General features: G+C 59.4%; 14 protein-coding genes. 9 read left to right on the top strand and 5 right to left on the bottom strand.

All coding sequences use genetic code 11. The annotated features are described in order from the left end of the window. The first annotated feature begins 170 nt into the window (after positions 1-170). On the top strand, positions 171-2,630 hold the full coding sequence (locus tag AC1Z1G_RS18665; RefSeq protein WP_483621646.1) for an EAL domain-containing protein: 2,460 nt from the start codon (positions 171-173) through the stop codon (positions 2,628-2,630). A 46-nt stretch (positions 2,631-2,676) separates the two neighbouring features. Here AC1Z1G_RS18665 and AC1Z1G_RS18660 read toward each other — a convergent pair whose 3' ends face one another. From AC1Z1G_RS18660 to AC1Z1G_RS18640, 5 genes are all read right to left on the bottom strand, one after another. Beyond that, a complete protein-coding gene (locus tag AC1Z1G_RS18660; protein WP_483621644.1) occupies positions 2,677-3,603 on the bottom strand; it encodes a GGDEF domain-containing protein in 927 nt (308 codons plus the stop codon). Positions 3,604-3,976: 373 nt separating this feature from the next. Next, the gene (locus AC1Z1G_RS18655; protein WP_483621642.1) at positions 3,977-4,717 is read right to left on the bottom strand and encodes a YciK family oxidoreductase; all 741 of its coding nucleotides are present in this window, start codon (positions 4,715-4,717) and stop codon (positions 3,977-3,979) included. Between the two features lie 188 nt (positions 4,718-4,905). After that, positions 4,906-5,577: an N-acetylmuramic acid 6-phosphate phosphatase MupP gene (gene mupP / locus AC1Z1G_RS18650; RefSeq protein ID WP_483621640.1), complete on the bottom strand. Its 672-nt coding sequence runs from the start codon at positions 5,575-5,577 to the stop codon at positions 4,906-4,908. A gap of 4 nt (positions 5,578-5,581) precedes the next feature. Further along, positions 5,582-6,280 carry a bifunctional 2-polyprenyl-6-hydroxyphenol methylase/3-demethylubiquinol 3-O-methyltransferase UbiG gene (ubiG, locus tag AC1Z1G_RS18645; RefSeq protein ID WP_483621639.1) on the bottom strand — a complete coding sequence of 233 codons (699 nt, stop codon included), beginning with the start codon at positions 6,278-6,280 and terminating at the stop codon, positions 5,582-5,584. A gap of 74 nt (positions 6,281-6,354) precedes the next feature. Beyond that, the gene (locus AC1Z1G_RS18640; protein WP_483621638.1) at positions 6,355-7,686 is read right to left on the bottom strand and encodes a TRZ/ATZ family hydrolase; all 1,332 of its coding nucleotides are present in this window, start codon (positions 7,684-7,686) and stop codon (positions 6,355-6,357) included. Between the two features lie 108 nt (positions 7,687-7,794). Between AC1Z1G_RS18640 and mtnA the strand changes: the two genes are divergently transcribed. From mtnA to rpsA, 8 genes are all read left to right on the top strand, one after another. Next, positions 7,795-8,871, top strand: a complete 1,077-nt coding sequence (gene mtnA / locus AC1Z1G_RS18635) for an S-methyl-5-thioribose-1-phosphate isomerase (RefSeq protein WP_483621636.1) — start codon at positions 7,795-7,797, stop codon at positions 8,869-8,871. Positions 8,872-9,295: 424 nt separating this feature from the next. Next, the gene (gene gyrA / locus AC1Z1G_RS18630; RefSeq protein WP_483621634.1) at positions 9,296-11,950 is read left to right on the top strand and encodes a DNA gyrase subunit A; all 2,655 of its coding nucleotides are present in this window, start codon (positions 9,296-9,298) and stop codon (positions 11,948-11,950) included. Between the two features lie 238 nt (positions 11,951-12,188). Continuing rightward, positions 12,189-13,274, top strand: coding sequence for a 3-phosphoserine/phosphohydroxythreonine transaminase (serC, locus tag AC1Z1G_RS18625; protein WP_483621632.1), 1,086 nt, complete (start codon positions 12,189-12,191; stop codon positions 13,272-13,274). Continuing rightward, positions 13,274-14,368: a prephenate dehydratase gene (gene pheA, locus AC1Z1G_RS18620; RefSeq protein ID WP_483621630.1), complete on the top strand. Its 1,095-nt coding sequence runs from the start codon at positions 13,274-13,276 to the stop codon at positions 14,366-14,368. The genes serC and pheA overlap by 1 nt, the downstream gene beginning before the upstream one ends. Positions 14,369-14,379: 11 nt before the next feature. Then, on the top strand, positions 14,380-15,492 hold the full coding sequence (hisC, locus tag AC1Z1G_RS18615; RefSeq protein ID WP_483621628.1) for a histidinol-phosphate transaminase: 1,113 nt from the start codon (positions 14,380-14,382) through the stop codon (positions 15,490-15,492). Positions 15,493-15,520: 28 nt separating this feature from the next. Next, complete coding sequence (locus AC1Z1G_RS18610; protein WP_483627911.1) at positions 15,521-17,728, top strand: bifunctional prephenate dehydrogenase/3-phosphoshikimate 1-carboxyvinyltransferase; 2,208 nt, start codon at positions 15,521-15,523, stop codon at positions 17,726-17,728. After that, a complete protein-coding gene (cmk, locus tag AC1Z1G_RS18605; protein WP_483621626.1) occupies positions 17,725-18,414 on the top strand; it encodes a (d)CMP kinase in 690 nt (229 codons plus the stop codon). Before AC1Z1G_RS18610 ends, cmk begins: the two co-directional genes overlap by 4 nt. Before the next feature lie 121 nt (positions 18,415-18,535). Further along, a complete protein-coding gene (gene rpsA, locus AC1Z1G_RS18600; RefSeq protein ID WP_414871834.1) occupies positions 18,536-20,221 on the top strand; it encodes a 30S ribosomal protein S1 in 1,686 nt (561 codons plus the stop codon). The last annotated feature ends 42 nt before the right edge of the window (positions 20,222-20,263 follow it).

Raw genomic sequence — 20,263 nt, 5'->3', positions numbered from 1 at the left:
AAATCAGCGGTGGTAGATATGTAGTGGGCTTGCTTAAGTGGCCGCCGGCGCTTTAGTGCATTGCAGGGGGCAGAATGTCCTCGTGCTTGCGGGGAGGGGGAACGCCTCCTAGTCTTGCGGGAGTGGTCGGATCTGGACGATGATCAGGCAGTGCCTATTCAAGGGACCTCATGAAGCCAAAACGGACGCTGGGAACGCCGCGATTGCTGGGCATCGTCTGGCCTTTCATTGCCGTGGTGATTTTTCAGGCACTGCTGGGGAGCGTCAGCATGTACATGCTGTCGGCCGTGCGCAGCTACGTGGGCGGCGAAAGCCTATGGTCCAAGGGGCAGAAAGACGCGATCTACTACCTCAATCTTTATGCCGACAACCGCGACGAATCGCTCTTCCTCAAATACCAGACCGCCATCAGCGGGCCCCAGGGCAGTCATGACCTGCGAATAGCGCTGGATCGCGATCCGCCGGACCTGGACGCTGCCCGGGCGGGGGTCTACAAGGCGGGTAATCACCCGGATGACATGCAAAGCGTCATCTGGATGTACCTGAACTTTCGCCACGTCGGTTATATGGAGCAGGCGATCGACCTCTGGGCGGTGGGCGATGCCTATCTGGTGGAGTTGGATGAGCTTGCCCAGGAAATGCATCGTGGCATTGCCAGCGGCCGGGCCAGCAGTGATGACATACAACACTGGAAAACGCAGATTCTGGCCATTAACGACGCGGTCACCCCGGCTGCGAAAGCGTTCAGTGATGCCTTGGGCGAAGGTTCCCGGTTCATCCTGAGGGTTTTGCTGGCCGTTAACTTCGCCACTGCCCTTGGGTTGATCGTGCTGGCACTGTGGCGCACCCAGAAGCTGTTGCAGCAGCGCCACCAGTTCGCCAATGCCCTGGAGCTTGAGAGGGAGCGGGCGCAGATCACCCTGCAATCGATTGGCGACGGGGTCATTACCACCGATGTCGACGGCTCGATTGCCTACATGAACCCGGCGGCCGAGGCGTTGACCCACTGGAAAGCCGAGCAGGCCGGTGGGCTGCCGCTGTCTGCATTGTTCAATTTGCTGGATGAAAATGCCCAGAACGATGGTTTTAACCTGATCGAGCACATCCTGAGTGGCGAGCTGCGGGGGGGCAGTGAGCATTCAAAACTTATCCAGCGCCTGGATGGCAGTACCGTGTCGGTGACCCTGGTCGGGGCGCCGATCCACAACAGCGGTAAGGTCAGCGGCACGGTGCTGGTATTGCATGACATGACCCAGGAGCGGCAATACATCGCCAATCTTTCCTGGCAGGCGACACACGATGCGCTGACCGGGTTGGCCAACCGCCGCGAGTTCGAGTATCGGCTGGAGCAGGCTTTGCACGCGCTGGCGCGCCTGCCCGCCCGTCATGCCTTGATGTTTCTGGACCTGGACCAATTCAAGCTGGTTAACGATACGTGTGGGCATGCGGCCGGTGACGAATTGCTGCGCCACATCTGCGCCCTGCTGCAATCGGGGTTGCGCGAAAGTGACACCCTGGCGCGGTTGGGAGGCGATGAATTTGGCATTCTGTTGGAGAACTGTTCGCCGGAAGCGGCGGAAAAAATAGCCGAAATCTTGCGTCAGACCGTGCAAAACCTGCACTTCGTCTGGAAGGGGCGGCCGTTTGTCACCACCATCAGTATCGGGTTGGTGCATATCACCCAGAGCCCGACCACCCTGGAGTCGTCACTGCGAGCCGCCGACATGGCGTGCTACATGGCCAAGGAGAAGGGCCGCAACCGGGTGCAGGTTTACCACGCCGACGACTCTGAATTGTCCCTGCGTTTCGGCGAAATGGCCTGGGTGCAGCGTCTGCACATGGCGCTGGAGGAGAACCGCTTCTGTTTGTATGCCCAGGAAATCGCGCCGCTGGGGGCGACTGATCGTGAGTCGGGGCATATCGAAATTCTGCTGCGCCTGCACGACGAGGCCGGGCGGATGATCCTGCCCGACAGCTTCATCCCGGCCGCTGAGCGTTATGGGTTGATGACGTCACTGGATCGTTGGGTGGTCGAGAACGTCTTCAAGATCATTGGCCAGTGCATGGCGCAGGAGCGTGAAGGCCCGATGGCCATGTGTGCGATCAATCTGTCGGGTATCACCATTGGCGATGACGAGTTTCTGGACTTCCTGCGTGAGGAGTTCGTCAAATATTCCGTGCCACCGTCACTGATCTGTTTCGAGATCACCGAAACCAGTGCGATTGCCAATTTGGGCAGCGCTATACGGTTCATCAATGAGTTGAAAGGCTTGGGCTGTCACTTTTCCCTGGACGACTTTTGCGCCGGCATGTCGTCCTTTGCTTACTTGAAACATTTGCCGGTGGACTTTCTGAAGATCGACGGCAGCTTCGTCAAGGACATGCTCGACGACCCGATCAACCGTGCGATGGTCGAGGTGATCAACCATATCGGTCATGTGATGGGCAAGCGCACCATTGCCGAGTTTGTTGAAACGCCGCAGATCGAGCAGGCGCTGCTGGAGATCGGGGTGGATTACGCTCAGGGGTATGTGGTCGAGCGTCCGCAGTTGTTTACTTGTGACACCTTGCTTTGCCGTCCCTCCAGGCCGCAGGCGGTGTTGTTCAAGGCGCCGGGTACGTTCCGTTGAGGGCATTGTCGCCTGACGGAAACCGTCAGGCTGCTGCACGTCGGGGTCAGCCAGCCATTGCCAGGCGGTTGCGGCCTTCACGTTTGGCCACATACAGCGCACTGTCGGCGCGGCGTAACAGGCTTTCAGCGGATTCGCCCGGCAGCAGGGTCGAGCAGCCAAGGCTGATGGTCAGTGCGATGGGAGTTTCATCTGCCATATAGTCCTGGGTCTGTGCGGCGTTGCGCAACCGCTCACCGACCATCGCAGCCGCTTCGCGGGATGTGTTGGACAGCAGGATCAGAAACTCTTCGCCGCCAAACCGAAACACCATGTCCACGTTGCGCAACTGGCCTTTGATCGACGCCGCAACGGCTTTGAGCACTTGGTCACCGGCGCTGTGGCCGTAGCTGTCATTGATGTGTTTGAAGTGGTCGATATCAAGCATCAGCAAGGACAGTGGCTGTATATGCCGGCGGGCCATTTCGATTTCGCGTTGCAGGGTCTGGTCCATGGCAATGCGGTTACCCGTGCCCGTCAGCGGATCACGCAAAGCGCTTTGGGTGGCGACGCGGTACAGCAGCGCATTACGCATCGGGTAAAGCAGGGCGGACAGCAGGGACTCGAGGTTACCTTGATCTCGCTCGCTGAACCGCTGATTACGGCGGAACACCAGTTCGCCCAGAAACTCGCCTTCATGGCTCAGGCTGTAGCTCACCGAGTGGTGGCCGCGCTGGCCGAACTCCAGGCGCAGATCGCTGCCCTTGTGTTGGTAGGTCAGGGCGTCCAGCGGCACGAGGCGTTGAACCTCTCGAAAGAACAACCCCAGGATGCGTTGCGGCTCAAGGCTGGTCTGCAACTGCTGGCTCATTTGCTGGCGCAGTTGGGCGAGGCTGACGGGGCGTGCCAGCAGAGGAGGCTGCTGACCGAAGCCCAGGCGTTGCAATTTGGCGCTATCAAAGTCAATTGCGTTGGTCTGGGTAGGCGATTTCATATGGCGTGAGCCCCTAAGCAGTAAGGCTGTCTTACAGGCTGGGTGAGAGCGGCTTTGGGCTGCGCGTCATACTGGTCCATCAGTCCCGTAGGACATTTGGTGGGAGTTTAGTCCGCTTTGCTGTTCAAAAGTAATCCGGCTTCAGGAGCTGCCCGCTCGCTACCACACTGCGTGTGTGAGCAAACTTAGAGCGAAAGTCGTGCCATTCAGTTCATTTTAACAAAAGTCGTTATATATCAATTAGTTGGGATGTAACGCGTGACGCAAGACCAAGAAGGTCGACATTTATTTGACTGGCGCGGGGGGACGTTTTCATCGGGGTGCGAGCGCCGCGACAGGAAGTCGTCGCGGCGTCAGCGTTGCAACGAGGGGGTTACTGAGCGTCGAAAGCCTGGCCGTTGATACCGGTGCTGTCCGGGCCCATCAGGTACAGGTACACCGGCATGATTTCTTCCGGTGTCGGGTTGTTGGTCGGGTTTTCCCCAGGGTATGCCTGCGCGCGCATGCTGGTGCGCGTGGCGCCCGGGTTGATGCTGTTGGCGCGTACCGGGGCAACGGTGTCGACCTCGTCGGCCAGGGTTTGCATCAGGCCTTCGGTGGCGAACTTCGACACACCGTAGGCGCCCCAGTAAGCGCGGCCTTTGCGGCCGACGCTGCTGGAGGTGAAAATCACCGAGGCGTCCTGAGACAGTTTGAGCAGCGGCAGCAGGGTGCTGGTCAGCATGAACATGGCGTTCACGTTGACGTGCATCACGCGCATGAAGTTCTCGCCTGAGAGTTGCTCCAGCGGCGTGCGCGGGCCAATGATCGAGGCGTTGTGGAGCAGACCGTCGAGGTGGCCGAATTCGGTTTCGATCATTGCCGCCAGTTCGTCGTACTGGTGCGGCAGGGCGGTTTCCAGGTTGAACGGAATGACCACGGGCTGGGGGTGGCCGGCCGCTTCGATGTCGTCATAGACCTGGGTCAGGTTGGCTTCGGTCTTGCCCAGTAGCAGCACGGTTGCGCCGTGGGCGGCGTAGGTCTTTGCGGCGGCAGCGCCGATACCGCGGCCAGCGCCGGTAACCAGGATGACCCGGTCCTTGAGCAGTTCAGGGCGGGCGGAATAATCAAACATAAAAAACCTCACAACAATTCAACAGTAAGCAGGCATCGCATCTGTGGTGAGGGAGCTTGCTCCCGCTCGGCTGCGAAGCAGTCGTGAAACCTGCAAATGCGGTGTGCCTGACAGAATGTGGTCGTAGACGGCGGGGCCGCTTCGCGCCCCAGCGGGAGCAAGCTCCCTCGCCATAAAAACCGTGCGGCTTAGCAACTGCACAGAGCGCTATCCAAAACCTTGCGCAGCTCCAGCGGGTGATCGACCACGACGTCTGCGCCCCAGTGCCGCGGGTTGTCGTCCGGGTGAATGTAGCCATAGGTCACGGCGGCGGTTTTGGTGCCGGCATCGCGGCCCGACTCGATATCACGCAAGTCATCGCCGACAAACAGGACGCTGGCCGGGTCCAGGTCGAGCATTTTGCACGCCAGTGTCAGTGGTTCCGGGTCCGGCTTGCTGTTCTTCACGTGATCCGGGCAGATCAGCAGCGCCGAACGCTCGGCCAGCCCCAGTTGCTGCATGATCGGTTCGGCAAAGCGCAGGGGTTTGTTGGTGACAACGCCCCAGATCAGGTTGGCGCCTTCGATGTCGGCCAGCAGTTCGCTCATGCCGTCGAAGAGTGTGCTGTGGACTGCGCAGTCTTTGAGGTAGCGCTCCAGGAATTCCTGGCGCAGCGCTTCAAAGCCTGGCGATTCCGGGTCCATGGAAAAGGTCACTGCGACCATCGCCTTGGCGCCTCCGGAAATTTCGTCGCGGATATGCTTGTCGTTCATCGGCGGCAGCCCGCGATCGGCGCGCATCGCCTGGCAGATGGCAATGAAGTCCGGCGCGGTGTCGAGCAGGGTGCCGTCCATGTCGAAAAGGACTGCTCTGATACGCATGTGCTTATTCCTCGCGCAGGGTCTGGATCATGTAGTTGACGTCAACGTCGTTGCCCAGCTTGTAGTGCTTGGTCAGCGGGTTGTACGTCAAGCCGATGATGTCCTTGACGGTCAGGCCTGCCATGCGGCTCCAGGCACCCAGCTCGGAGGGGCGGATGAACTTCTTGAAGTCGTGGGTGCCGCGCGGCAGCAACTTCATGATGTACTCGGCGCCGATGATGGCGAACAGGTAGGCCTTGGGGTTGCGGTTGATGGTGGAGAGAAACACCTGGCCGCCGGGTTTGACCATGCGAAAGCAGGCGCGGATGACCGAAGACGGGTCCGGCACGTGTTCGAGCATTTCCAGGCAGGTGACCACGTCGAACTGCTCGGGCATCTCGTCAGCCAAGGCTTCGGCGGTGATCTGGCGGTACTCCACGTTGACGCCCGATTCCAGCTGATGCAGTTGGGCAACCGCCAGCGGCGCTTCGCCCATGTCGATGCCCATGACCGTTGCGCCGCGCTGGGCCATGGCTTCGCTGAGGATGCCGCCGCCACACCCGACGTCGAGCACTTTCTTGCCGGCCAGGTTGACGCGCTCGTCAATCCAGTTCACCCGCAGCGGGTTGATGTCGTGCAGCGGTTTGAACTCGCTTTCGCGGTCCCACCAGCGGTGGGCCAGGGCTTCGAATTTGGCGATTTCAGCGTGGTCGACGTTGCTCATGGGTCTGTCCTCTAAACTTGAAAAATCCTGATGCCTCGAGGCTTGCCCCAAGGTTGTATCTGTTCGCGGCGGCCTTATTCGGCATGACCGCCGATGCGCTGGCCCCACGCCTTGGCGGTGGCACTCAGCTGTTGTTCATCCAGGCGCGTCAGGCGCCGGTCGTCGAGCAAATGTTTGCCGGCGACCCAAAGGTGTTTCACGCAGTCCCGGCCGGTGGCGTAGATAAGCTGCGACACCGGGTCGTAGATCGGTTGTTGGGCCAGGCCGGACAGGTCGAAAGCCACCAGGTCAGCGGCTTTGCCGATTTCCAGCGAGCCGGTTTCCGTTTCCAGCCCCAGCGCGCGGGCACCGTTGAGCGTGGCCATGCGCAGGGCACGATGCGCATCCAGTGCGGTGGCCGAGCCCGCGACGGCTTTGGCCAGCAGGGCGGCAGTGCGGGTTTCGCCGAGCAGGTCCAGGTCATTGTTGCTGGCCGCACCGTCGGTGCCCACCGCCACATTGACCCCGGCCTGCCACAGGCGCTCTACCGGGCAGAAACCGCTGGCCAGCTTCAGGTTCGATTCGGGGCAATGAACCACATGGGTGTTGCTTTCTACCAGCAACGCCAGGTCTTCATCGCTGATCTGGGTCATGTGAACGGCCTGGAAGCGCGGCCCGAGCAAGCCCAGGCGTCCGAGCCGGGCCAGCGGGCGCTCGCCGCGCTGTTCTACCGACTGCTGCACTTCGAAGGCGGTTTCGTGGACGTGCATGTGAATGGCCGCGTCCAGTTCTTCGGCGATGATCCGGATTTTCTCCAGGCTTTCGTCGCTGACGGTGTACGGTGCATGGGGGCCGAAGGTGATTTTGATCCGGGGGTGATGCTTGAGGTCGCTGAACAGCTCCACGCCCTGACGGATAGCTTCATCCGCATCGCTGGCGCCTGGAATCGGAAAGTCCAGGATCGGGATGGCGATTTGGGCGCGAATGCCGCTGTTATGGACGCGCTCGCTGGCCACTTTCGGAAAGAAGTACATGTCCGAAAAGCAGGTGATGCCCCCTTTGATTTGCTCGGCGATGGCCAGGTCGGTGCCATCACGCACAAAGGCTTCATCGACCCACTTGGCCTCGGCGGGCCAGATATGCTGTTCCAGCCAGGTCATCAGTGGCAGGTCATCGGCCAGGCCACGGAACAACGTCATCGCCGCATGCCCGTGGGCGTTGATCAGGCCGGGGCTGAGCAGCATGTCCGGCAGTTCGCGGACCTCGATGGCCTTGAGTTTCAGGGCCTCGCTACGCGGACCAATGAAGACGATGCGGCCGTCGCGAATGCCCAGGCCGTGCTCTTTGAGGACCACGCCAGCGGGTTCGACAGGTACTAACCAGGTCGGCAGCAAGAGTAGGTCGAGCGCAGCGGCAGGGTTTGGCATCGAGGGTTCGGTCCAGTGCTTTTGTAAAGGATGGCGAAGTATACCCGAGCGTCTTCGCGGGGGGATCGCTATAATCGGCGGCTTTTGTTCATGAGTGCGGGGTGAAGGATGCGCGATCGACTGTTGGCAGCGGAGAAGGTCAAGGCCATCGATTGGCGAGATGGCGCCCTGTACTTGCTGGATCAGCGCATTTTGCCGTTCGAGGAAACCTGGATCGCCTACACCAGCGCCGCGGGTGTGGCTGAGGCCATTCGTTCGATGGTGGTGCGTGGCGCTCCGGCAATCGGCATCAGTGCGGCATATGGCATGGTGCTTTCAGCTCGCGCCCGAATTGCCGAGGGCGGTGACTGGCAGGCTGCGTGGGAGGAGGATTACGCGTTGCTGGCCGATTCCCGTCCAACGGCGGTGAATCTGTTCTGGGCCTTGAGTCGCATGCGTGACCGCCTGGATCGCCTCAAGGAAGATGCAGACCCTCTGGCGGCGCTGGAGGCGGAGGCCATCGCCATTCACGAAAGCGATCGCGAAGCCAACCTGACCATGGCTCAGTTAGGCGTCGACCTGATTCGCAAGCATCAGGGTAATGCCCAGGCCATTCTCACGCATTGCAACACCGGTGCACTCGCCACGGGCGGCTTTGGCACTGCGCTGGGGGTGATTCGTGCGGCGTTCCTGGAAGGTATGGTCGAGCGGGTTTATGCCGACGAAACCCGTCCCTGGCTGCAAGGTTCGCGGCTCACGGCCTGGGAGCTGGCAAACGAGGGTATCCCGGTGACACTGAACGCTGACTCCGCGGCCGCGCACATCATGAAGACCAAGGGCGTGACCTGGGTGATCGTCGGTGCCGACCGCATTACCGCCAACGGCGACGTGGCGAACAAGATCGGCACCTATCAACTGGCGGTCAACGCCATGCACCACGGGGTGCGCTTCATGGTGGTAGCGCCGAGTTCGACCATCGACATGAACCTGGCCAGTGGCGAAGACATCCCGATTGAAGAGCGTGATGGCAGTGAGTTGCTGGAGGTGGGCGGCAAGCGCGTGGGGGCTGATGTCGAGGCGTTCAATCCGGTGTTCGACGTGACCCCGGCCGATCTGATCGACGCTATCGTTACCGAGAAAGGCATCGTCGAACGCCCCGACGCCGCGAAAATGGCGCAACTGATGTGCCGCAAGCGTCTGCATTGATGATCTCGGGCGCCTGATAAATCACCTTCGCGAGCAAGCCCGTTCCCACATTTGACCGAGCTCCTCAGTTAGATACGGCCGAGTGTGGGAGCGGGCTTGCTCGCGAAGGGGCCTTCAAGGTCAACAAATCAGCCGGAGTCAGGCCTGAAATCTGGCTCTAAGCCTCTCTCGTCGCCGTCAAGCCTGTCATCGGTCAACTAACTATGCTCCATGCGCATCTGGGGGATAGGTGCGTGGCGGCTCTTGTGATAACATCCGGCGTTTTCCGAGGCAGTCCCGCGGGGTTGTCTTTACTGCGCAGATCCATGGCTTAACTCGTTGATTTGTCGTAAGTCGCTGCATGGCACTCAGCCGGTAGCGGCGAGCTTCGTTCGTCCCAAATGGATGTGACGAAGTTTCACCAGAAAAAGGAATCAGGCTTCTCATGGGCGAACTGGCCAAAGAAATCCTCCCGGTCAATATCGAAGACGAGCTGAAACAGTCCTACCTCGACTACGCGATGAGCGTAATTGTCGGTCGGGCACTGCCTGATGCGCGCGATGGCTTGAAGCCCGTGCATCGGCGTGTGCTGTTCGCGATGAGCGAGCTGGGTAACGACTTCAACAAGCCGTACAAGAAATCTGCCCGTGTTGTCGGTGACGTGATCGGTAAGTATCACCCGCACGGTGATACCGCGGTGTACGACACCATCGTTCGTATGGCGCAGCCATTCTCGCTGCGCTACCTGCTGGTCGACGGCCAAGGCAACTTCGGTTCGGTCGATGGCGACAACGCCGCGGCAATGCGATACACCGAAGTGCGCATGACCAAGCTGGCGCACGAGCTGCTGGCTGACCTGCACAAAGAAACCGTGGACTGGGTGCCGAACTACGACGGCACCGAAATGATCCCGGCGGTCATGCCGACCCGTATTCCCAACCTGTTGGTCAACGGCTCCAGCGGTATCGCCGTGGGCATGGCGACCAACATCCCGCCGCACAACCTCGGTGAAGTCATCGACGGTTGCCTGGCACTCATCGACAACCCTGAGCTGACCGTCGATGAGCTGATGCAGTACATTCCGGGCCCGGACTTCCCGACTGCCGCGATCATCAACGGTCGCGCCGGCATCATCGAAGCCTACCGCACTGGTCGTGGCCGTATTTACATGCGCGCCCGGTCGATGATCGAAGACATCGACAAGGTCGGTGGCCGTCAGCAGATCGTCATCACCGAGCTCCCTTACCAGTTGAACAAGGCGCGTTTGATCGAGAAGATCGCCGAGCTGGTTAAAGAGAAGAAGCTGGAAGGCATCACCGAACTGCGCGACGAATCCGACAAGGACGGTATGCGCGTCGTGATCGAGCTGCGTCGCGGTGAAGTGCCTGAGGTGATCCTCAACAACCTCTACGCCCAGACCCAGCTGCAAGCGGTGTTTGGTATCAACATCGTTGCGCTGATCGACGGCCGCCCGCGGATCCTGAACCTCAAGGATCTGCTGGAAGCCTTCGTGCGTCACCGTCGCGAAGTGGTGACCCGTCGTACCGTGTTCGAACTGCGTAAAGCCCGCGAGCGTGGCCACATTCTCGAAGGTCAGGCCGTTGCCCTGTCGAACATCGACCCGGTCATCGCGCTGATCAAGGCCTCGCCAACCCCGTCGGAAGCCAAGGAAGCGCTGATCAGCACTGCCTGGGAATCCTCCGCCGTGGTCGCGATGGTCGAGCGTGCTGGTGCCGACTCTTGCCGTCCAGAGACCCTGGACCCGCAATACGGTCTGCGCGAAGGCAAGTACTTCCTGTCGCCAGAACAGGCGCAAGCCATCCTGGAGCTGCGTCTGCACCGTCTGACCGGCCTGGAGCACGAAAAACTGCTGGCCGAGTATCAAGAGATCCTCAACCAGATCGGCGAACTGATCCGCATCCTCAACAGCGCTGTGCGCCTGATGGAAGTGATCCGCGAAGAGCTGGAAGTGATCCGCGCCGAGTATGGCGATGTGCGTCGCACCGAGATTCTTGATGCGCGTCTGGACCTGACCCTGGGTGACATGATCCCGGAAGAAGAGCGCGTCGTGACCATCTCCCACGGTGGCTATGCCAAGACCCAGCCATTGGCGGCGTACCAGGCCCAGCGTCGTGGCGGTAAAGGCAAATCGGCTACCGGCGTCAAGGATGAGGACTACATCGCTCACCTGCTGGTTGCCAACAGTCACACCACGTTGTTGCTGTTCTCCAGCAAGGGCAAGGTGTACTGGCTGAAAACCTACGAAATCCCTGAAGCATCCCGCGCTGCTCGCGGTCGTCCGCTGGTCAACCTGCTGCCGCTGGACGATGGTGAATACATCACCACCATGCTGCCGGTCGAGGAATACACCGAAGGTCACTTCATCTTCATGGCCACCGCCAATGGCACCGTGAAGAAGACCCCGCTGGAATCCTTCAGCCGTCAACGCAGCGTTGGTTTGATCGCGCTGGAGCTGGACGAGGGCGACGTACTGATTTCGGCTGCCATTACCGATGGCGAGCGTGAAGTCATGCTGTTCTCCGACGGCGGCAAGGTGACGCGCTTCAAAGAGTCCGACGTGCGTGCCATGGGCCGTACCGCTCGTGGTGTCCGCGGCATGCGCCTGCCGGAAGGCCAGAAGCTGATTTCCATGCTGATCCCGGAAGAAGGCAGCCAGATCCTCACCGCTTCGGCGCGTGGTTTCGGCAAGCGTACTGCTATCACCGAGTTCCCTGAGTACAAGCGTGGCGGTCAGGGCGTTATCGCCATGGTCAGCAACGAGCGTAACGGCCGTCTGGTCGGTGCTGTCCAGGTGCTCGACGGTGAGGAAATCATGCTGATTTCCGACCAGGGCACCCTGGTGCGTACTCGCGTTGATGAAGTGTCCAGCCTGGGTCGTAACACCCAGGGCGTGACGCTGATCAAACTGGCCAGTGATGAAACGCTGGTCGGCCTGGAGCGGGTTCAGGAGCCATCGGAAGTCGAAGGCGAAGAGCTGGAAGGTGAAGAGGGTGTTGAGCTTGAAGGCGAAGTCGTGATCGACGACGCTGTCGAAGATCAGCAACTCGACGCAACTGCCGACGAAGAGCCGAAGGAATAAGCGGACAAATAAGGGGGCGGATGAAGATTCGCCCCCTTGTTGTTTGTCCCTTAAGAATGTTTCGACACTCACGAAGATCCAATGTGGGGGCGGGCTTGCTCGCGAAGACAGATTGACTCTCACTGTAGATGTCGACTGTTGCAACGCTTTCGCGAGCAAGCCCGCTCTCGCATGAGGTCTGTGTCGACTGATATCGTGATTTATTACGTGATCCCACCAAATCAGAGCGAGATTGGATGTGAGCAAGAGAGCCTATAACTTCTGTGCCGGTCCCGCGGCGCTTCCTGAAGCTGTTCTGCAGCGCGCCCAGGGTGAACTTCTCGACTGGCACGGCAAAGGCCTGTCCGTCATGGAAATGAGCCATCGCAGCGATGAGTTCGTGTCCATTGCCACCAAGGCCGAGCAGGATCTGCGCGATCTGCTCAATATCCCTTCGAACTACAAAGTGCTGTTTCTGCAAGGTGGCGCGAGCCAGCAGTTTGCTCAGATCCCGCTGAACCTGTTGCCGGAGAATGCGACGGCCGACTACATCGACACCGGTATCTGGTCGCAGAAAGCCATTGAAGAAGCCTCGCGTTACGGCCACGTCAATGTTGCCGCTACTGCCAAGCCTTACGACTATTTCGCCATTCCCGGTCAGAACGAGTGGGAATTGTCGCGAGATGCTGCCTACGTGCACTACGCGCCGAACGAAACCATCGGTGGCCTGGAGTTCAACTGGGTCCCGGAAACCGGTGATGTACCGCTGGTCGCCGACATGTCTTCGGACATCCTTTCGCGTCCGATGGATGTTTCGCGTTTCGGCATGATCTACGCCGGCGCGCAGAAAAACATCGGCCCGAGCGGCATTGTCGTCAACATCATCCGTGAAGACCTGCTGGGGCGCGCCCGTTCGTTCTGCCCGACCATGCTCGATTACAAGGTCGCAGCCGACAACGGCTCGATGTACAACACCCCGCCGACCCTGGCCTGGTACTTGTCCGGTCTTGTGTTCGAATGGCTGAAAGAGCAGGGTGGTGTTGAAGCCATTGGCAAGCTCAATGAAGTCAAGCAGCGCACGCTGTATGACTTCATCGACGCCAGCGGCTTGTACAGCAACCCGATCAACAAGACCGACCGCTCGTGGATGAACGTGCCATTCCGTTTGGCTGACGATCGTCTCGACAAGCCGTTCCTGGCGGGTGCCGATGCACGCGGCCTGCTGAACCTCAAGGGTCACCGTTCGGTAGGCGGCATGCGTGCCTCTATCTACAACGCCGTCGACATCCACGCCGTCAACGCGTTGGTGGCGTACATGGCAGAGTTCGAGAAGGAACACGGTTAATGTCTGAGCAAGAACTCAAGGCACTGCGCCTGCGCATTGACAGCCTGGACGAAAAAGTCCTGGAGCTGATCAGTGAGCGTGCGCGCTGCGCCCAGGAAGTCGCGCGAGTAAAGATGGCCTCGCTGGCCGAAGGCGAAGTGCCGGTGTTCTATCGCCCTGAGCGTGAAGCTCAGGTGCTCAAACGCGTGATGGAGCGTAACCAGGGGCCGCTGGGCAACGAAGAGATGGCGCGGTTGTTCCGCGAAATCATGTCTTCGTGCCTGGCGCTCGAGCAGCCGCTGAAAGTGGCTTATCTCGGCCCTGAAGGGACCTTCACCCAAGCGGCGGCCATGAAGCATTTTGGTCACGCAGTGATCAGCAAGCCAATGGCGGCGATCGACGAAGTGTTCCGTGAAGTGGCCGCGGGTGCGGTGAACTTTGGCGTGGTCCCGGTGGAAAACTCCACCGAGGGCGCGGTCAACCACACCCTCGACAGCTTCCTTGAGCATGACATGGTCATTTGTGGCGAAGTCGAGCTGCGGATTCACCACCACTTGCTGGTCGGTGAGAACACCAAGACCGACAGCATCAGCCGCATCTACTCCCATGCGCAGTCACTGGCCCAGTGCCGTAAGTGGCTGGATGCTCATTACCCGAACGTTGAGCGCGTGGCGGTATCGAGCAATGCCGAGGCCGCGAAGCGGGTCAAGGGTGAGTGGAATTCGGCAGCGATTGCCGGCGACATGGCGGCAAGTTTGTACGGGTTGACCCGTCTGGCCGAGAAAATCGAGGACCGTCCGGATAACTCCACGCGATTCCTGATGATTGGCAGCCAGGAAGTGCCGCCGACCGGCGACGACAAGACCTCGATCATCGTGTCCATGAGCAACAAGCCTGGCGCGCTCCATGAGTTGCTGGTGCCGTTCCATGACAACGGTATCGATCTGACGCGGATTGAAACCCGTCCGTCGCGCAGCGGTAAATGGACCTACGTGTTCTTCATCGATTTCCTGGGCCATCATCGCGATCCGCTGGTCAAGGGCGTGCTGGAAAAGATCAGTCAGGAAGCAGTGGCACTTAAAGTGTTGGGTTCCTACCCCAAAGCAGTTCTGTAAGGGCGTTAACAATGAGTGGCGACTTCCTCGCTCTGGCGCAGCCAGGCGTGCAACAACTTTCGCCTTACGTTCCGGGCAAGCCTGTGGACGAACTGGCTCGCGAGCTGGATCTTGATCCGGCAAAAATCGTCAAGTTGGCGAGCAACGAAAACCCGCTGGGCGCCAGCCCCAAAGCGCTGGCGGCGATTCGCGAAGAGTTGGCCGAGCTGACCCGTTATCCAGACGGCAACGGTTTTGCATTGAAAACCTTGCTGGCTGAGCAATGCCGGGTCGAACTCAATCAAGTGACATTGGGCAATGGTTCCAACGACATTCTTGAACTGGTGGCGCGCGCCTATCTGGCGCCGGGCCTGAATGCAGTGTTCAGCGAGCACGCTTTTGCGGTGTATCCGATTGTCACTCAGGCGGTCGGTGCCGAGGCGCGAGTGATTCCAGCGAAAAACTGGGGGCATGACCTGCCAGCCATGCTGGATGCTATCGACGGCAACACTCGTGTGATCTTCATCGCCAACCCGAACAACCCGACCGGGACCTGGTTCAGCGCTGAAGCGCTGGATGAATTCCTCCAGGACGTACCAGAGCGTGTGCTGGTGGTGCTGGACGAGGCCTACATCGAGTACGCCGAAGGCAGCGATCTGCCGGACGGCCTGGATTTCCTTGCGGCTTATCCGAACTTGCTGGTTTCCCGGACCTTCTCCAAGGCCTATGGCCTGGCGGCGCTACGCGTTGGTTATGGCTTGTCGACGGCGGTGGTGGCGGATGTGCTGAACCGCGTACGCCAGCCATTCAATGTCAACAGCCTGGCCCTCGCGGCGGCCTGCGCGGCGTTGAAGGACGAAGAGTACCTGGCGCAAAGCCGTCGGTTGAACGAGTCGGGCATGCAGCAACTGGAAGCGGGCTTTCGTGAGTTGGGGCTGAGCTGGATCGAGTCCAGAGGTAACTTTATTTGCGTGGACGTGGGGCAGGTGGCTGCGCCGGTTTTCCAGGGCTTGCTGCGTGAAGGTGTGATCGTGCGTCCGGTGGCCAATTACGGCATGCCGAATCATCTGCGTGTCACTGTCGGCCTGCCAGCTGAAAACAGCCGCTTTCTTGAGGCGCTGACCAAGGTTCTGGCTCGTGGTTGATGTCATTGCTGTGCAACCTGCCGTGCCTATGATTGGTCGCCTGGTGGTGGTCGGTCTGGGGCTGATCGGCGGTTCGTTTGCCAAGGGGCTTCGTGAAAGCGGTTTGTGCCGTGAAGTGGTGGGCGTTGATCTCGATCCTCAATCGCGAAAATTGGCCGTTGAGCTGGGGGTGGTCGATCGTTGCGAAGACGACCTCGCCATTGCGTGTCGTGGTGCGGATGTCATTCAACTGGCGGTGCCGATCCTGGCCATGGAAAAACTGCTGGCGCTGTTGGCGGGCATGGACCTGGGTTCTGCGATTCTGACCGATGTCGGCAGCGCGAAAGGCAATGTGGTACGCGCCGCGACCGAGGCCTTTGGTGGTATGCCGGCGCGCTTTGTACCGGGGCATCCGATCGCGGGCTCCGAGCAGAGCGGGGTAGAGGCTTCAAATGCCCAGCTGTTCCGTCGGCACAAAGTGATCCTGACGCCGCTTGAGCAAACCGATCCTGCTGCACTGGCGGTGGTCGACCGGCTCTGGTGCGAACTGGGTGCGGATGTCGAGCATATGCAGGTCGAGCGTCACGATGAAGTGCTGGCGGCCACCAGCCACTTGCCGCACTTGCTGGCGTTCGGTTTGGTTGATTCGTTGGCTAAACGCAATGAAAACCTTGATATCTTCCGTTACGCTGCGGGCGGTTTCCGCGATTTCACAAGAATCGCCGGTAGCGACCCGGTCATGTGGCACGACATCTTTCTCGCCAACCGCGACGCTGTCCTGCGCACACTCGATACATTTCGCAGCGACCTCGACGCCTTGCGCGACGCGGTCGATGCAGGGGATGGGCACCAACTGTTGGGCGTGTTCACACGCGCCCGGGTTGCCCGCGAGCATTTCAGTAAAATCCTGGCCCGTCGGGCCTATGTGGACGCTATGAACTCCAACGATCTGATTTTCCTGGCAAATCCTGGTGGCCGCCTGAGTGGGCGGATTCGTGTACCCGGTGACAAGTCGATTTCCCACCGTTCGATCATGCTCGGTTCTCTCGCTGAAGGCGTTACCGAAGTCGAAGGCTTCCTTGAGGGCGAAGACGCCCTGGCGACCTTGCAGGCATTCCGCGACATGGGTGTGGTGATCGAAGGTCCGCACCATGGCCGCGTGACTATCCACGGTGTGGGTCTGCAGGGTCTGAAACCTGCGCCTGGCCCGATCTATCTGGGCAACTCGGGTACGTCGATGCGTCTGCTGTCTGGCCTCCTGGCTGCGCAGAGCTTCGACAGTACCCTGACCGGCGATGCGTCGCTGTCCAAGCGTCCGATGAATCGTGTGGCCAACCCGCTGCGCGAAATGGGAGCGGTGATCGAGACTGCTGCTGAAGGTCGTCCGCCGATGATCATTCGTGGCGGCAACAAGCTCAAGGGTTTGACTTACACCATGCCGATGGCCAGTGCCCAGGTTAAGTCCTGCCTGCTGCTGGCGGGGCTGTATGCCGAAGGTAAAACCACCGTCACCGAGCCGGCGCCGACCCGTGATCATACTGAACGCATGCTGCGCGGTTTCGGTTACCCGGTAACCGTCGATGGTGCTACAGCGTCGGTCGAGTCCGGTCACAAGCTCAGCGCCACCCATATCGAGGTGCCGGGTGATATTTCTTCGTCGGCATTCTTCCTGGTAGCGGCATCGATTGCCGAGGGTTCGGAGCTCGTGCTCGAGCACGTTGGCATCAACCCGACCCGTACCGGTGTCATCGATATTCTGCGTCTGATGGGCGCTGATATCACCCTGGAAAACCAGCGTGAAGTCGGCGGCGAGCCGGTGGCTGATTTGCGTGTGCGAGCAGCTAAGCTTAAGGGTATCGAGATTCCCGAAGAGCTGGTTCCGCTGGCGATTGACGAATTCCCGGTGCTGTTCGTGGCGGCTGCCTGTGCCGAGGGTCGGACCATTCTGCGTGGCGCCGAAGAGCTGCGGGTCAAGGAGTCGGATCGTATTCAGGTGATGGCTGATGGTTTGCAGGCGTTGGGCGTCAAGTGTGAACCGACCCCGGATGGCATCATCATCGACGGCGGCCAGATCGGCGGCGGTGAGGTCCATGGTCATGGTGATCACCGAATCGCGATGGCGTTCAGTGTTGCATCTTTGCGCGCCAGTGCGCCGATTCGCATCCATGACTGCGCGAACGTTGCGACGTCCTTCCCGAACTTTCTCGCGTTGTGTGCGCAAGTCGGTATCCGAGTTGCCCAAGAGGCTCAGTCGTGAACAACATTGCACCTGTCATCACCATCGATGGGCCTAGCGGTTCCGGTAAAGGCACCATCGCCGGGATGCTTGCCAGGCGTCTGAACTGGAACCTGCTGGATTCCGGTGCGCTGTACCGTTTGTTGGCGTTCGCGGCGCGCAATCATGGTGTTGATCTGACCAATGAAGAATTGCTGAAAAAGCTTGCCGCTCATCTGGACGTGCAATTCATTGCGGCGACGGACGGTCAGCTGCAACGAATCATTCTGGAGGGTGACGAGGTCAGCGATGACATTCGCACCGAAAGTGCTGGTGCCGGCGCTTCCCAGGTCGCTGCGCTGCCGGCAGTTCGAGAGGCGCTGCTTCAGCGCCAGCGAGCTTTTCAGGAAGCGCCGGGGCTGGTGGCGGATGGTCGCGACATGGGCACCGTGGTATTTCCCGATGCGCCGTTGAAGATTTTTCTGACCGCCAGTGCCGAGGAGCGGGCGCGCCGTCGTTATTTGCAGTTGAAGGGCAAAGTCGAGGGTGTTAGTCTGTCGAGTCTGCTAGATGAGATCCGTGTACGCGATGAGCGTGACACCCAGCGAGCGGTAGCCCCGCTCAAGCCTGCGGTTGACGCCATACAGCTGGATTCCACGGAGTTGTCCATCGATCAGGTGCTGGAACGCATCATGAGCGAGATCGCCATTCGCGATATCGCCGGGTGACCAAGAAATACCACAGGGGACCAGTCATAGTCCTGTGGCCTTTCTTTTATATAAACGTAACCCACACCGTCTGGGGTGTGGCAGATGGGCGTTTTCTTCGCCCTTATCAACAGGAATTAAAATGAGCGAAAGCTTTGCGGAACTCTTTGAAGAAAGCCTAAAAACCCTGAACCTTCAGGCAGGCTCCATCATCACCGGTGTTATCGTTGATATCGATTACCAGGCTCGCTGGGTAACCGTTCACGCTGGCCTGAAGTCTGAAGCACTCATCCCGCTTGAGCAGTTCTACAACGACGCTGGCGAACTGAACATCAACGTCGGTGACGAAGTTCACGTGGCGCTGGATTCGGTTGAAGACGGCTTTGGTGAAACCAAGCTGTCCCGTGAAAAAGCCAAGCGCGCTGAATGCTGGATCGTTCTGGAAGCAGCCTTCGCAGCCGAAGAAGTGGTCAAGGGCGTTATCAACGGTAAGGTTAAAGGCGGCTTCACTGTCGACGTTAACGGCATCCGTGCGTTCCTGCCTGGTTCTCTGGTTGACGTTCGTCCTGTGCGCGACACCACGCACCTGGAAGGCAAAGAGCTGGAATTCAAGGTCATCAAACTCGACCAGAAACGCAACAACGTTGTCGTTTCCCGTCGTAGCGTCCTCGAAGCCGAGAACTCCGCTGAGCGTGAAGCTCTGCTGGAATCCCTGCAGGAAGGTCAACAAGTCAAAGGTATCGTCAAAAACCTCACCGATTACGGCGCATTCGTCGATCTGGGTGGCGTCGATGGCCTGCTGCACATTACCGACATGGCTTGGAAGCGTATCAAGCATCCTTCCGAAATCGTCAACGTTGGCGACGAGATCGATGTCAAGGTTCTGAAGTACGATCGCGAGCGCAATCGTGTTTCCCTGGGCCTCAAGCAACTGGGCGAAGATCCATGGGTTGCTATCAAAGCCCGTTACCCAGAAAGCACTCGCGTTACCGCACGTGTAACCAACCTGACCGACTACGGCTGCTTCGCTGAGCTGGAAGAAGGCGTTGAAGGTCTGGTACACGTTTCCGAAATGGACTGGACCAACAAGAACATCCACCCTTCGAAAGTCGTACAAGTCGGCGACGAAGTGGAAGTTATGGTTCTGGACATCGACGAAGAGCGTCGTCGTATCTCCCTGGGCATCAAGCAGTGCAAATCTAACCCATGGGAAGATTTCTCTGGCCAGTTCAACAAGGGCGATAAAATCTCCGGCACCATCAAGTCGATCACCGATTTCGGTATCTTCATTGGTCTGGACGGCGGCATCGACGGTCTGGTTCACCTGTCCGACATCTCCTGGAACGAAGTGGGCGAAGAAGCCGTACGTCGCTTCAAGAAGGGCGACGAGCTGGACACCGTTATCCTGTCGGTTGACCCAGAGCGCGAGCGTATCTCCCTGGGTATCAAGCAGCTGGAAAGCGATCCGTTCTCCGAGTACGTCTCGGTTAACGACAAAGGCGCCATCGTTACCGGTACCGTGAAAGAAGTTGACGCCAAAGGCGCCATCATCGTTCTGGCCGACGACATCGAAGCGACTTTGAAAGCCTCCGAAATCAGCCGTGACCGCGTTGAAGACGCGCGCAACGTTCTGAAAGAAGGTCAGGAAGTAGAAGCCAAGATCATCAGCGTTGATCGCAAGAGCCGCGTAATTCAGCTCTCGATCAAGTCGAAAGATGATGCTGAAGAGAAAGAAGCCATCCAGAGCCTGAAAGCAGCTCCGGAAGGTGAAGCAGCTGACACCACTATGGCGGCACTGCTGCGTCAAGCAATGGCCAAACAGAACTGAGTTCTGTCAGACCATAGAAAAAGGGCGACTTCGGTCGCCCTT

Source organism: Pseudomonas sp. JL27(2026), assembly GCF_056933555.1.
Note: the sequence above shows the minus strand (reverse complement) of the source record. Positions and strands in the feature narration are given on the sequence as shown.

Bases quoted from the DNA above. Each gene is read 5' to 3' on its own strand.
- AC1Z1G_RS18610 (WP_483627911.1), top strand. From the start codon at position 15,521: ATGATTGGTCGCCTGGTGGTGGTCGGTCTGGGGCTGATCGGCGGTTCG.
- hisC (WP_483621628.1), top strand. From the start codon at position 14,380: ATGAGTGGCGACTTCCTCGCTCTGGCGCAGCCAGGCGTGCAACAACTT.
- rpsA (WP_414871834.1), top strand. From the start codon at position 18,536: ATGAGCGAAAGCTTTGCGGAACTCTTTGAAGAAAGCCTAAAAACCCTG.
- AC1Z1G_RS18660 (WP_483621644.1), bottom strand. From the start codon at position 3,603: ATGAAATCGCCTACCCAGACCAACGCAATTGACTTTGATAGCGCCAAA.
- gyrA (WP_483621634.1), top strand. From the start codon at position 9,296: ATGGGCGAACTGGCCAAAGAAATCCTCCCGGTCAATATCGAAGACGAG.
- mtnA (WP_483621636.1), top strand. From the start codon at position 7,795: ATGCGCGATCGACTGTTGGCAGCGGAGAAGGTCAAGGCCATCGATTGG.
- AC1Z1G_RS18640 (WP_483621638.1), bottom strand. From the start codon at position 7,686: ATGCCAAACCCTGCCGCTGCGCTCGACCTACTCTTGCTGCCGACCTGG.
- ubiG (WP_483621639.1), bottom strand. From the start codon at position 6,280: ATGAGCAACGTCGACCACGCTGAAATCGCCAAATTCGAAGCCCTGGCC.
- AC1Z1G_RS18665 (WP_483621646.1), top strand. From the start codon at position 171: ATGAAGCCAAAACGGACGCTGGGAACGCCGCGATTGCTGGGCATCGTC.
- AC1Z1G_RS18655 (WP_483621642.1), bottom strand. From the start codon at position 4,717: ATGTTTGATTATTCCGCCCGCCCTGAACTGCTCAAGGACCGGGTCATC.
- pheA (WP_483621630.1), top strand. From the start codon at position 13,274: ATGTCTGAGCAAGAACTCAAGGCACTGCGCCTGCGCATTGACAGCCTG.
- mupP (WP_483621640.1), bottom strand. From the start codon at position 5,577: ATGCGTATCAGAGCAGTCCTTTTCGACATGGACGGCACCCTGCTCGAC.